At 47.0% G+C, this 12,520-nt stretch carries 11 protein-coding genes and 1 tRNA gene; 10 read left to right on the top strand and 2 right to left on the bottom strand.

Annotated elements, in window-relative coordinates:
* Positions 1 to 131 precede the first annotated feature (131 nt).
* The 7 genes from ABY802_RS03895 to ABY802_RS03865 all read left to right on the top strand — a co-directional run bounded on the left by ABY802_RS03895 (position 132) and on the right by ABY802_RS03865 (position 5,901).
* Positions 132 to 208, top strand: a tRNA-Trp gene (locus ABY802_RS03895).
* A gap of 12 nt (positions 209 to 220) precedes the next feature.
* The gene (locus ABY802_RS03890; protein ID WP_372625699.1) at positions 221 to 577 is read left to right on the top strand and encodes a hypothetical protein; all 357 of its coding nucleotides are present in this window, start codon (positions 221 to 223) and stop codon (positions 575 to 577) included.
* A complete protein-coding gene (rimI, locus tag ABY802_RS03885) occupies positions 567 to 1,016 on the top strand; it encodes a ribosomal protein S18-alanine N-acetyltransferase (RefSeq protein WP_372625698.1) in 450 nt (149 codons plus the stop codon). Before ABY802_RS03890 ends, rimI begins: the two co-directional genes overlap by 11 nt.
* Before the next feature lie 102 nt (positions 1,017 to 1,118).
* Positions 1,119 to 2,705, top strand: coding sequence for a peptide chain release factor 3 (prfC, locus tag ABY802_RS03880; protein WP_372625697.1), 1,587 nt, complete (start codon positions 1,119 to 1,121; stop codon positions 2,703 to 2,705).
* A 12-nt stretch (positions 2,706 to 2,717) separates the two neighbouring features.
* Entirely contained in the window at positions 2,718 to 4,457 is a 1,740-nt protein-coding gene (gene argS, locus ABY802_RS03875) for an arginine--tRNA ligase (RefSeq protein WP_372625696.1), read from the top strand.
* Complete coding sequence (gene pdxH, locus ABY802_RS03870) at positions 4,457 to 5,107, top strand: pyridoxamine 5'-phosphate oxidase (protein ID WP_372625695.1); 651 nt, start codon at positions 4,457 to 4,459, stop codon at positions 5,105 to 5,107. Before argS ends, pdxH begins: the two co-directional genes overlap by 1 nt.
* Positions 5,098 to 5,901: a TatD family hydrolase gene (locus tag ABY802_RS03865; RefSeq protein WP_372625694.1), complete on the top strand. Its 804-nt coding sequence runs from the start codon at positions 5,098 to 5,100 to the stop codon at positions 5,899 to 5,901. Before pdxH ends, ABY802_RS03865 begins: the two co-directional genes overlap by 10 nt.
* Here the strand turns inward: ABY802_RS03865 and ABY802_RS03860 are convergent.
* The gene (locus ABY802_RS03860) at positions 5,887 to 6,417 is read right to left on the bottom strand and encodes an AhpA/YtjB family protein (protein WP_372625693.1); all 531 of its coding nucleotides are present in this window, start codon (positions 6,415 to 6,417) and stop codon (positions 5,887 to 5,889) included. The genes ABY802_RS03865 and ABY802_RS03860 overlap by 15 nt on opposite strands.
* 133 nt (positions 6,418 to 6,550) lie before the next feature.
* Between ABY802_RS03860 and serB the strand changes: the two genes are divergently transcribed.
* Positions 6,551 to 7,609: a phosphoserine phosphatase SerB gene (serB, locus tag ABY802_RS03855; RefSeq protein WP_372625692.1), complete on the top strand. Its 1,059-nt coding sequence runs from the start codon at positions 6,551 to 6,553 to the stop codon at positions 7,607 to 7,609.
* Positions 7,606 to 8,505 (top strand): alpha/beta fold hydrolase, encoded by a 900-nt coding sequence (locus ABY802_RS03850; protein ID WP_372625691.1) that lies wholly within the window; start codon positions 7,606 to 7,608, stop codon positions 8,503 to 8,505. The genes serB and ABY802_RS03850 overlap by 4 nt, the downstream gene beginning before the upstream one ends.
* Before the next feature lie 24 nt (positions 8,506 to 8,529).
* On the opposite strand, the gene ABY802_RS03845 is transcribed toward ABY802_RS03850, so the two are convergent.
* Positions 8,530 to 11,040 (bottom strand): PilZ domain-containing protein, encoded by a 2,511-nt coding sequence (locus tag ABY802_RS03845; RefSeq protein WP_372625690.1) that lies wholly within the window; start codon positions 11,038 to 11,040, stop codon positions 8,530 to 8,532.
* 118 nt (positions 11,041 to 11,158) lie between these two features.
* Between ABY802_RS03845 and radA the strand changes: the two genes are divergently transcribed.
* The gene (gene radA, locus ABY802_RS03840; protein ID WP_372625689.1) at positions 11,159 to 12,517 is read left to right on the top strand and encodes a DNA repair protein RadA; all 1,359 of its coding nucleotides are present in this window, start codon (positions 11,159 to 11,161) and stop codon (positions 12,515 to 12,517) included.
* Positions 12,518 to 12,520 lie beyond the last annotated feature (3 nt).

Raw genomic sequence — 12,520 nt, 5'->3', positions numbered from 1 at the left:
TTGACTACCGGGTTATGCTACATTAACCATAATGTAAAGACGGGTGCTCGTTTTATATGCAATTGAATGCGCTAGTACAGCTTTTCGCTTTACCTTTGGGGTGGCTTTTGTATAATGGCGCCTTCAACGCTAGGGGCATAGTTCCAATTGGTAGAACAGCGGTCTCCAAAACCGATGGTTGGGGGTTCGAATCCCTCTGCCCCTGCCACTTCTCTTGATTATGAATATATCAGCAAGTCAGTCGCAATTACTTCGTCAGCTTAATATAAGGCCATTACAGCCTCGTGCCGGTTTTTTTCCTGAAGCATTAATAAATACACAGTGCGCTCCTGACAACAGCAACGATATGGTAGCGTTACAGCAACCGCCTAATTCGCTGCTAACCGATGATATAAAACGGATGTTGACTCTGACGACAATTACAGATTGGCAACTTGACCCTACTGCCTCGGTTTGTTCGCTAACCAATAATAACACTTCACTAATTACACCGGCTCTTGCTTTATTACAGCAAGCCGCGCTTAAAAAACAACTGTGGATATTGCTGCAATCTTTGCAGGTTGACGATGCTGATTAAAGCACTCACTACCGCCGATATTCCTATTTTACTGTTGATTGAAACGGCAGCAAATCCTTATCCCTGGACTGAGGGCGTGTTTAAATCCTGCTTTGGTAGCCAGTATTTCAACTTCGGTATTTTCGAAAACGAGCAGTTGCTCGGTTTTTACTTTGGTCAGTTTATTGCGATTGAAAGCCAGCTGTTTAATATTTGTGTTCGTCGCGATCAGCAAGGCAAGGGTTTGGGTGGTAAGTTGCTTGCTCATTTTATTAGTCAGTCTGAGCTGCGTGATGCAACAGAAGCCTGGTTAGAAGTCAGAGCGTCCAATCAAGCTGCCATTCATTTGTACACTAAGTCTGGTTTTATTGAGGCGGGCTGTCGGCCAAACTACTACAGCAGTGCCAGCGGGAAAGAAGACGCGCTGATGATGTGTCTGCCACTTCGGTTTTCAAATTAATCCCACGCTGTGCCAGCGCCAGTGATGCTGCTATAATCCCCGACAATAATTTTTCATTGCTATGCCAGCCAGCGCTCTGGTTGTTAACCGATATTGGATACCATGACTAAAGATAAATTTCTGCATGAAATTGATAGCAGACGCACTTTTGCAATCATCAGCCACCCGGATGCCGGTAAAACCACCATTACTGAAAAAGTATTGTTGTTCGGCCATCTTATTCAGAGAGCGGGTACGGTAAAAGGTAAAAAATCTGGTCAGTTTGCCACCTCAGACTGGATGGAAATGGAGAAGGAGCGGGGTATCTCGGTTACCACTTCGGTAATGCAATTTCCGTATAATGATTGTCTGGTAAACCTGCTTGATACCCCTGGTCACGAAGATTTCTCGGAAGATACTTACCGTACTTTAACCGCAGTAGACTCCTGTTTAATGGTAATTGATGGCGCTAAGGGTGTTGAAGACCGGACCATTAAGCTAATGGAAGTCACCCGGCTGCGTGATACGCCAATTATTACCTTTATGAATAAGATGGATCGTGATATTCGCGACCCTGTTGATCTGCTGGATGAAGTAGAAAGTGTGCTGAAAATCGCCTGTGCGCCGATCACCTGGCCTATTGCCTCAGGTAAGGAATTTAAAGGCGTTTATCATATTCTGCGTGATGAAGTTATTTTGTATAAATCGGGCATGGGCCACACCATTCAGGATCTTGATGTGATCAAAGGCCTGAATAACCCAGAGTTAGACAAACGGATTGGTTATTATGCCCAGCAATTACGAGATGAAATGGAGCTGGTTCAGGGGGCCAGTAATGAGTTTGATAAGGCCTTATTTTTAAAAGGTGAATTGACCCCGGTATTTTTTGGTACTGCACTGGGTAACTTTGGTGTTGACCATATGCTTGATGGCCTTACCGAATGGGCGCCCAAACCTCAGTCACGTTTAACGAATAGCCGCAAGGTTGAACCGGTTGAAAACGGCTTTAGTGGCTTCGTATTTAAAATTCAGGCCAATATGGACCCTAAACATCGGGACCGGGTGGCTTTTCTACGAATTGTTTCGGGCAAATATGAAAAAGGCATGAAGGTAAGGCACGTGCGGATTGGTAAAGATGTGCTTATTCCGCAAGCTTTAACGTTCCTCGCTGGCGATCGTGAGCATCTGGATGAAGCATACCCTGGTGATATTATCGGATTGCATAACCACGGCACCATTAAAATTGGCGATACCTTCACCACCGGTGAAGATATGCAATTCAGTGGCATTCCAAATTTCGCGCCAGAGTTGTTCCGGCGCATTCGTTTACGCGACCCGTTAAAACAAAAGCAGCTGTTAAAAGGCTTAGTGCAATTATCTGAAGAGGGTGCGGTGCAGGTATTTCGGCCACTGGACACTAACGATTTAATTGTTGGAGCGGTGGGCGTGTTGCAATTTGATGTGGTGGTTAGCCGGCTCAAATCTGAATACAATGTTGATGCTATCTACGAAAGTGTCAACGTAGCAACGGCCCGTTGGGTATATAGCACTGATGGCAAAGCCTTGCAGGAGTTTCAGAATAAGGCCAGTGCTAATCTGGCGCTGGATGGTGGTGATAACCTGACCTATATCGCGCCGACGATGGTAAATCTGAATCTGGCCACTGAACGCTATCCGAAAATTTCCTTCCAGAAGACCCGTGAACATTAACAGGCCGGTATTATGAATATTAAGCAACTTCTTACTGACAGAACCTTAGTCGCTTTCAATACACTGGGATTGCCAGAAGGCACCAATCCTGCTGTTACCCAGAGTACCCGGCCTGAATTTGGTGAGTACCAGATTAACGGGGCAATGAGCGCTGCAAAGTTATTAAAAACCAACCCCAGAGAGCTTGCAAATAAATTACTGGCCTTACTGGATTTGTCTGACATTGCTGAAAAAGCAGAAATCGCCGGCCCGGGTTTTATTAACGTTTCACTTAAAGCTGACTGGTTGGCGATGCAATTAACACAAGCCGCTGCAGATAAACGTCTCGGCGTTAGTGTTAACCCACAACCACAAACTGTAGTGGTGGATTACTCTGCGCCTAATTTAGCCAAAGAGATGCATGTCGGCCATTTACGCTCAACCATTATTGGTGACGCTGTGGTTCGTACTCTTGAATTCTGGGGCGATAAAGTTATCCGCCAGAATCATATGGGCGATTGGGGTACCCAGTTTGGCATGCTGATAGCACACCTCGAAGATAAACTGGCAGCCGGGATCGATTTAGAGCAGGTGGCTTTAGCAGATCTGGAAGACTTTTATCGCGAAGCTAAAAAGCGTTTTGATGATGAAGCCGGATTTGCCGATAAGTCGCGTCAGTATGTGGTAAAGCTGCAAAGCGGTGATGAGCATTGTCAGAAACTATGGCAGTTATTTATTGATACCTCCATCAAGCACAGCGACGAGGTATACCACAAGCTTAATGTGACGCTAAAGCACGCTGATATTAAACCGGAAAGTGCTTATAACAGCATGTTGCATGGCATTGTGGATGATTTAAAGCAGCAAAAACTTGCTGTAGAAAGTATGGGCGCGCTGGTGGTGTTCTTAGCCGAGCTGGCTGATAAAGAAGGAAATCCTTCGCCATTTATTATTCAGAAAACCGGTGGTGGCTTTTTGTATTCCACCACTGACTTAGCCGCATGCCAGTACCGCAGCCACGAATTATCTGCCGATCGGATTATTATTTTTACTGATGCTCGTCAGGCGCTGCATTTTAAACAAGTGGAGCTGGTTTCCCGCAAAGCAGGTTATCTGCGTGATAGTACTGCTTACGATCATTGCCCTTTCGGCACCATGATGGGAGAAGATGGTAAACCCTTTAAAACCCGCAGCGGTGGCACGGTAAAACTTGCTGATTTGCTGGAGGAAGCAGTGGTTCGGGCCAATACGGTGTTACAGGAAAAAGCGACAGAGTTAACCGCAGCTGAGGTTGCTGATATCGCTAATAAGGTTGGTATTGGCGCAGTAAAGTTTGCCGATTTATCTAAAAACCGAACCAGTGATTATATTTTTAGCTGGGATGCTATGCTCAGTTTTGAAGGTGCTACTGCCCCGTATCTGCAATATGCATATACCCGGGTACGCAGTATTTTACGCAAAGCTGATGCCACTGAGAATTTCCAGGCTGATATTCTGTTGCAGTCTGTGCAGGAAAAACAGTTAGCGGTGAAGTTATTGCGCTTAGAAGAAACATTGCAAATGGTCATAAAAGACGCCCAACCTAATTTGCTTTGTAATTATCTGTACGAACTGGCCAGTTTATATATGAGCTTTTATGAAGCGTGTCCAATTTTAAAAGAGGGCGTTGAACCAGAAATACGTAACAGCCGTTTAATGCTCAGTATTTTAGCATCTAAGGTGCTGCAGCAAGGTTTGGATTTGCTGGGGATAGAGGTCATGGAGCGCATGTAATGAAAATTGATGATATTCGCCGCAGTTATACCAAAGATAAGCTGGAGCTGGACAAGCTTAACAGCAATCCGATCGCGCAGTTCGAACTCTGGCTAAAGGATGCTATTGCTGCAGAGTTACCGGACCCGACTGCGATGTGTGTGGCGAGTGTCGATAGTGATGGTCAGCCATCACAGCGGCTGGTGTTGCTTAAAGACGTTAGTGAGGAGGGTTTTACCTTTTACACTAATCTGGGCAGTCGAAAAGCAACTGAGCTGTCAGCAAACCCTAAAGTATCGCTGCACTTTCCCTGGCACCCGCTGGAGCGCCAGGTTATTGTATATGGTACGGCAGAGCGTGTGCCCGATAGCCAGGTGTTAAAGTATTTTTTGTCCAGACCTAAAGAAAGCCAGCTTGCTGCCTGGGCGTCAGAGCAAAGCCGGCCAGTATCTACCCGGCAGGTATTGCTACAAAAATTTGCCGAGATAAAACACAAATTTGCGCATGGCGAGGTTCCTTTGCCGTCGTTCTGGGGCGGCTTTTTAGTCAGGCCTCATAAAATAGAATTCTGGCAAGGTGGCGAGCACCGGTTGCATGATCGCTTTATGTATAGCAGAACAGCTAATGCTGATGCTACACCCCCGTGGCAGATTGAACGGTTATGTCCCTGATTGCAGAGCCTGCAGCATCGTTGCGGTTAATTGACAGCCACTGTCATTTTGATTTACCTGAACTTGCAAAGGAGCAAGACAGCCTGTGGCGACAGGCTCAGCAAGTGGGAGTAGCGGCGTTAGTTATCCCGGCGGTTGCACCTGCTGCCTGGTCTAACTTACTTAACTTGCATACAGAACAACCCGCCTGGCATATAGCTTTAGGTATTCATCCCTGGTGGGCAGCTAAGCATACTTTGCTTGATGTCGCGCGGTTGGATCAGCTCATCCGACAGCAGGCAGATAACGTCTGTGCGGTAGGCGAAATTGGTCTGGATTTCGCCTTAGCCGAAAATACTTTTGCTATTCAGCAACAGTTGTTTGAGTCTCAACTTGCTGTGGCAAAAAAGCACACTAAACCCGTAATATTGCATCATCGTAAAAGCCAGCCGCAATTGCTGGCAGAGCTGAAACGACAGCAGTTTGATGAGGGCGGTATTTTACATGCCTTTTCCGGCAGTCAGCAGCAAGCTGCTGCCTTTTTAGATCGTGGTTTCAAGCTGGGTATTGGCGGCACTATTACTTATGAGCGAGCCAGAAAAACCCGCAACAGTATCCAAAAGTTACCGCTAAACAGCTTTGTGCTGGAAACCGATGCACCGGCAATGCCCTTGGCTGGCTCGCAGGGGCAGATTAATACACCCGCCAGGCTAATCGATGTATTTGATACGTTCTGTCAATTACGAAGTGAAAGCCGCTCAGCGCTGGCAGCTGCACTTTGGCAAAATACTGCAGCAGTGTTAAGGCTTGTGTAAGCGAATACCATGGCGTGACAGACGTGAGAAACTGCGGCGCAGCAAATAGCCGGTTAAACCGGTAACCAGTAACAACAGCAGTAACTGCTGCATCAGCTTCTGCCAGCGGGCAAAACTGGGGTTCAGTTTTGTATCAGGTTGCAGACTAATCTTAATATAACCGAGTAATTGTTGCTGGCTGCGAATTTCCTGAACCATTGGCACCAGCGGCTGGCTGGCGAATTTACCGTACATCAACCGCGCTGCCGCACTGGCTTCAGACCAGCTTATCCGCACACCGTTACTATCGTAGAATACCACGTCGTATAAAAATGGACTGGCTGCAATATTCTGAGTAAGTTGTTCCAGACCATCCAGTTGATCATGCTCGATCAGGTAGGCTGCGGCCTGGGAGAGGGTTTTCAGATTTTCCCGCATCAGTTGTTCTGCCTGGCTTTGCAAAATAGCCTGGCCCTGATTGCTGGTTTTCACCCAGCTATGCAGCACAAACCAGATACCAGCGACCGCAATAGCCAATTGAACCAGCTTAATAAAACTTGAAGTGGAACTCGGTATTGCGATATTGTTCTGCATATTTTTTTAAACATACTGCTGCTGGCTCTGATACGCTAAGCATGCCATGGTATTAACTCCAAGTATAGGTTACCCATTGTCGTTCTTAATAACCGTCAGTCCGGCGCAGCTGACCAGTGCTGATATTGCCGCGCTTCTGGCTCAGCAAACTGCTTTCTGGTTTCAGGCCGAAGGCGAACATCTGCAGTTGCAGACAGAGCAGGCAGTACCTTTGTTCCCTGAATCTGAAGCTATTCAGTATACTCCTTTGTTGTTGAGCCACTGTTCAATCCGTTTGTTTGGCAAACCAGTCGACGGTTCGCTGCTGCATGGAATTGCTGTGTTACTGCCAGCTGATTGCGGGTTAAAGGTTTCACTGCTGCAGCCCCATCCCGAATTGCCAGCAGGTCTGCTTATCCAGCTGACAGGAATGTTATCGGCACAGCAGCTTCAGCAGTTGTATCGTTTAGCGACTGAGCAGAATGTTGAACTGGTCTATCTTGATAAGCAGGTCAAATTGTCTGAACCTGGCCTGTTGGTGATGGATATGGACTCAACGGCCATTACTATTGAATGTATTGATGAAATTGCTGCTCTGGCCGGGGTTGGTCCTCAGGTAGCGGCGGTAACTGCCCGTGCAATGAACGGTGAACTGGATTTCGCTGCCAGTTTAATTCAGCGGGTAGCTGCATTAAAAGGTGAGCCACAATCCGTGTTGCAGCAAGTTGCTAATGATTTACCGCTAATGCCTGGATTAGTTGCTCTGGTAAGCCGGTTGCAGCAACAGAATTGGCGGGTAGCTATCGCCTCTGGTGGCTTCACGTACTTTACCGATTTGCTGCAACAACGCCTGGGGTTAAACGCGACCTTTGCTAATGTACTGGAGATTGATAACGGCATATTAACCGGTAAAGTGATAGGGGATATTGTTGATGCTAGCACTAAAGCCCGGGCCGTTAGTGAGTTAGCCGGGCGGTTTGGTATCGCCCACAGCCAAACCGTGGCGATTGGTGATGGTGCCAATGACTTACCTATGCTTAAAACGGCAGCACTTGGCGTGGCATTTCATGCAAAACCTAAAGTACAGCAAGCCGCATCAGCCAGAATTAATCAGGGGTCATTGTTGCAGCTATTGTATTTACTGGACTGTGCATGAAGCATCAGCAAAGCTCAATGTATGTCGATTTGCAGCAGTATCAGTTGCATTTACGACGTTTAATACCGCTGCAGCAGTCATTAAGTCCGATCCTGTTTTTGCACGGCGCGCTTGAAAATGGTCGCATTTTTTACAGCCATTCAGGTAAAGGTTTAGCTTGTTTTCTGGCCGACCAGGGGTTTATTGGCTACTGCGCAGATTTTGCCGGCCGCGGTTTATCGCAACCGCAACTGGTTACCGGGTTTGAGCAAAACCAACATCAGGTTATTACCCGGGATATTCCGGCATTAATTGATTTTGTCTATCAGCAGCATCAGCAGCCTTTAACCATTGTTGCTCACTCTTGGGGAGGCGTGCTTTTAGCCGCATCACTGGCTCGCTTTCCAGAGTTAATCAGTAAAGTCAGGGCTAAAATCTATTTTGGAACCAAAAGGGTGATCAGCGTCCGGAGCCTGGAGCGAAAAATCAAAATTGACTGGGTCTGGAATCGCTTCGCGCCTTGGTTGGGGAAAAAATATGGGTATGTGCCGGCCAGACAATGGCGGCTGGGTGCTGATAATGAGCCGACAGCGTTTTTGTCCGATACAATCAACTGGATTAAAGGGGCGCCTTTTGCCGATATAACGGACGGTTTTGATTATGCCAGAGCGGGTCAGCAAACACCGTGGCCACCAAGTTGGCACTTTGCTGCGGTAAACGATACCTTACTTGGCCACCCGGCTGATGTGCAGCATTTTATGCAGGAAACTGGCCAGCAACAGAGTAAATATACCTTACTGGGACGTGCACAAGGCCATTTACAGGACTACGATCATATTTCTATGCTGACCCACCCAAGCGCCAGCGAAGATCACTTTAAGCAGATTAACCAGTGGCTGCTTAATCTGGGCAACTGATACTGGCTATCTATCCCGCTACCTTCAACGGCTTTTGCTGTTGTTTAATCGCTGCTGGCGTAAATTATCATCCTCGGCATGCGCTATGCTACCGTAACGCCAGGCCAGTTCTTTACTGATATCTACCGCATCACCTACGCCTGCTACGCTCCATAGCTCTTCCTCCAGGGTTTTCGCCCTGTGAATAGCATAAACACTGATGTAACTAATTTCCTTGGCAATATAGTCGGTATCTGGACGTCCTGTGCGGGACAAAAACAAGCGAAACGCAAATAACGTGGCTTCGCGTAATGCATTCTTGATGAATGCCTGCTTTTGTTGTTCATCGCTGAATTCATAATCATAAAAGCTTTCTAAAGCCGTTGATGATGCAGAAGATGCGCGTGGCGCTTTAATATATAGCTCATAGCTTTTGGGGGGATCAAAGCGTTTCATTGCTTTAAGCTGCTGGGCAAATTGCAGGTTGGCGGTGCTGTTTTTCAATAACAATTCTAAGTCCAGCGTTCCCTGATTGCTGTGTTGCAACAGCAAAGTATGCAGCGCATTGGGTGAAGCACCCTGAGCAATCACATTCAGTTCATAGCGGATGCCTTTTCGGTGCAGGTAGAACGCGAAGTTATTCAGTGATTTTAAGTACATGTTGCGCAGTGCTTCAGATAAACCAGGGTACTTAGGGGTTTCTTCGGCAAGGGTCAATTTTGCCCGGTTATTCTGAATTAACTGTTGGAAAAATTGCTTACCCGTATGGTTCGCTTCAGTAGCCAGCGCTTTCAAATTCATGATGCTCTGACTTTTACTTACTGCCATTACTTCATAAGGCAATTGGGTTAACTGGTGTTTATTGGTTATCTTTTGCAGGTCAACTAAATCCAGCGCAATAATATCCCCTTTTTTATACTGCACCGGCTGAATTGTTTCTATTTGTAAACCACCGGTAGAGAAATCACGGGTAAATCCGCCAACCAGCTGTTCGTTGTGTCTCAGCTGCACCGTCGTTTTATATAAATAGCGCGATTCAGCCCGCAGATTAATATATTGGACAGGTACAGCCTCGCATGGCGGTACTTGTGGTAGTTTTCTATGACCAAACTGATTTAACTTCGCCAGATGGGCGGGGTTATAAGTATATTGCTGATAGTTAGTCGCATTATTGGCGCTAATATCGGTTAGGCCGGCAATGTAGCGCAGATTTTTTATTACGCCCTGTACCAGCGGCGTTATCGCCGCTTTGGCCGGGCTGGCATCAGGCTTCTGTGGTGACTCGGGTAACGTAAAGTTAGCCGTAGCATACTGGGCCGTGGTTTTTATCAGGTTTAAATGAAAAACCCGCCAGCTAGGTTTGGCAGCGCCAAAACCAAAGAAAGTATCACGTAATTCCGGCGCGGCCAGCAATTCTTCTGCGGTGGCTGAGTAATAATATAATTTTCCTTTGGCGGCATGGGTAAAGCAATAAAGGATAGTAGAGCGCTCCGGTCCGGGTTGGGCGAGCAAATGTTTAAGGCGTTTGACTGTCAGCAACGTTATCAGGACTGAGCGTTGTTGTTCATCCAGAAAATAATGCCATACCGACTTGTTATAATCGGTGGTCAACGCAAAACGTGGGCTAACCGCGCCCTCATTAACAGCAAGATATACTGGCAGGCTATTTAACCTGGGCAAATAAAACTGTTCATATCCTTTGGTAGTAACAGCGTCGGTGGTGTTATCAAGATTGACTTTATAGCGCCGTTTATTGCCATGAATAAATTTTTGGAGGAAGTTACTGAAAACCTGGTCTTGCTCTGAAGGCAGCTTTTTTAAGCGCCAGTAATTTACTTTATCGAGCTGTTCAATATCGACCAGCTGATATTGGATACCTTCAGGGATATCGAGGGTGAATTCCTGCTCCAGACCCGTAAAATTAATGGTTACTGTATCACCGGCGTTTGCGGTTCGGCCTTTGGGAATTTTTAACTTACAACCTGAGATTGACAGATCGCTGGTGGTGGCAACAAACCGACTGTCATTAACTTTAATGTCGACATCGATACCAAAATTCATTCGCTCTTCAGTGCGGCTGACGTAATGACCAAAGGTAATTAGTTTAGCTTTATCTTGCTCGGCTGAACTGCCGCTTGGGGGGCCATCGGGTGCGTCATTACCTTTTAATCCAGACTTAACCCGCTGCGCAGTTTCTTTCTTGTGGATGACCCGAAAGTTATTGTCGGCGTTTAATACGTCTTCATAAACACCCAGGGTATAACCGCCATATTGTTTGATACCACTTTCAAATATCTGAATGGCGTTATCGTCCATGTAATGGGTTTTGTCACGATAAACAAAGGGTCGGACTTCGCCATCGACGTGGCCGCGTAAATCGATAAAATAATCGCATGGCTGAGCCATACGTTTTAATTCCATTTTCAACAGAAACTGTTTAGATTTGGGCAGGTCTGAGGTAAGCGAGCTGAAAACCTGATCAAACTCTGCAGAGTTTATCAGGCTTTTCATGCGCTCAATTATTTCAACGTACTCTTTCAGGTCTTCAGTGGTCATAGTTTCGTTATTCAGATGCCAAAATTCAGGCGCCTTCTGGTTATAATCGTAGTACGCTACGTGGTTATAAATTGAAAAGCAATATCTATGCCTTTCTTTCAAATTAGGATTTTTGATAATGGCAAAAGTAAAAACGGCATACGTGTGTAATGAGTGTGGCGCCGACTTTATGCGTTGGCAAGGTCAATGCAGCGAATGTGGTGCCTGGAACAGTATTTCCGAGGTGCGGCTGGGTACAGCTAAAACGTCAGGTACCCGCCAGGGTTATGCCGGTGCTGCCCAAGCCAGAGTGATGCGGCTGGACGAAGTTGACTTGCAAGACGTCCCACGGTTTAGTTCGGGCTTTGCTGAATTTGACCGGGTGCTTGGCGGCGGTATTGTGCCGGGTTCTGCCATCTTAATTGGCGGTGCGCCCGGGGCGGGTAAAAGTACCCTGCTGTTGCAGTTAATGTGCGGTCTGGCAGAGCAGGGGAGTGCGCTCTATGTCACGGGTGAAGAGTCGTTGCAACAGGTTGCCATGCGGGCGCAGCGCTTAGGCTTACCCAGCAGTAAACTGAATATGCTGGCTGAGACGAATGTTGAAACGGTATGTTTACTGGCCCAGCAGGAAAAACCACGGATTATGGTGATTGACTCTATTCAGGTGATGCATCTGGCCGATATTCAGTCAGCTCCTGGCAGTGTGTCACAGGTAAGAGAGAGCGCCGCGTTTTTAACCCGTTTCGCCAAACAATATAATATTGCCATTATTATGGTTGGCCACGTAACGAAAGATGGCTCGCTGGCCGGCCCGAAAGTACTGGAGCATTGTATTGATTGCTCAGTCATGCTGGAGGGTGATACTGACAGTCGCTATCGTACCTTGCGTGGCAATAAGAACCGCTTTGGTCCGGTTAATGAACTTGGCGTATTCGCCATGACCGGCCAGGGCATGAAAGAGGTGAAGAATCCTTCTGCGATCTTTTTAACCCGGGGTAAAGAAGATCAGTCTGGCAGTATTGTGATGGTATTGTGGGAAGGTACCCGGCCATTATTAGTAGAGATCCAGGGGCTGGTAGATCACTCCCCGTTAAATAATCCGCGTCGGGTCACCCTGGGTATGGAACAAAACCGGATTTCAATGTTACTGGCCGTAATGCATCGTCATGCCGGTATTCAAATGGCGGATCAGGATGTATTTGTTAACGTGGTTGGCGGTGTCAAGGTAAATGAAACCAGCGCTGATTTAGCCACCTTACTGGCATTAGTATCCAGCTTTCGGGATAGGCCATTACCAAATGATTTAGTGGTGTTTGGCGAAGTCGGATTAGCCGGAGAAATCAGGCCGGTGCCCAGTGGTATCGAGCGCCTGAAAGAGGCAGCAAAACATGGCTTTAAACGGGCTATTGTGCCACTTGGTAATAAGCCCAAGGAGCCAATCAGTGGGATGGAGGTGGTTGCGGTGGCTAAACTGGCAGACGCTCTGGAGGCAATTTGACGG

The organism is Arsukibacterium sp. (assembly GCF_041616895.1).
Classification (GTDB): domain Bacteria; phylum Pseudomonadota; class Gammaproteobacteria; order Enterobacterales; family Alteromonadaceae; genus Alishewanella.
This window is presented reverse-complemented; position numbering and strand designations above follow the sequence as displayed.

Bases quoted from the DNA above. Each gene is read 5' to 3' on its own strand.
- ABY802_RS03890 (WP_372625699.1), top strand. From the start codon at position 221: ATGAATATATCAGCAAGTCAGTCGCAATTACTTCGTCAGCTTAATATA.
- rimI (WP_372625698.1), top strand. From the start codon at position 567: ATGCTGATTAAAGCACTCACTACCGCCGATATTCCTATTTTACTGTTG.
- prfC (WP_372625697.1), top strand. From the start codon at position 1,119: ATGACTAAAGATAAATTTCTGCATGAAATTGATAGCAGACGCACTTTT.
- argS (WP_372625696.1), top strand. From the start codon at position 2,718: ATGAATATTAAGCAACTTCTTACTGACAGAACCTTAGTCGCTTTCAAT.
- pdxH (WP_372625695.1), top strand. From the start codon at position 4,457: ATGAAAATTGATGATATTCGCCGCAGTTATACCAAAGATAAGCTGGAG.
- ABY802_RS03865 (WP_372625694.1), top strand. From the start codon at position 5,098: ATGTCCCTGATTGCAGAGCCTGCAGCATCGTTGCGGTTAATTGACAGC.
- ABY802_RS03850 (WP_372625691.1), top strand. From the start codon at position 7,606: ATGAAGCATCAGCAAAGCTCAATGTATGTCGATTTGCAGCAGTATCAG.
- ABY802_RS03845 (WP_372625690.1), bottom strand. From the start codon at position 11,040: ATGACCACTGAAGACCTGAAAGAGTACGTTGAAATAATTGAGCGCATG.
- radA (WP_372625689.1), top strand. From the start codon at position 11,159: ATGGCAAAAGTAAAAACGGCATACGTGTGTAATGAGTGTGGCGCCGAC.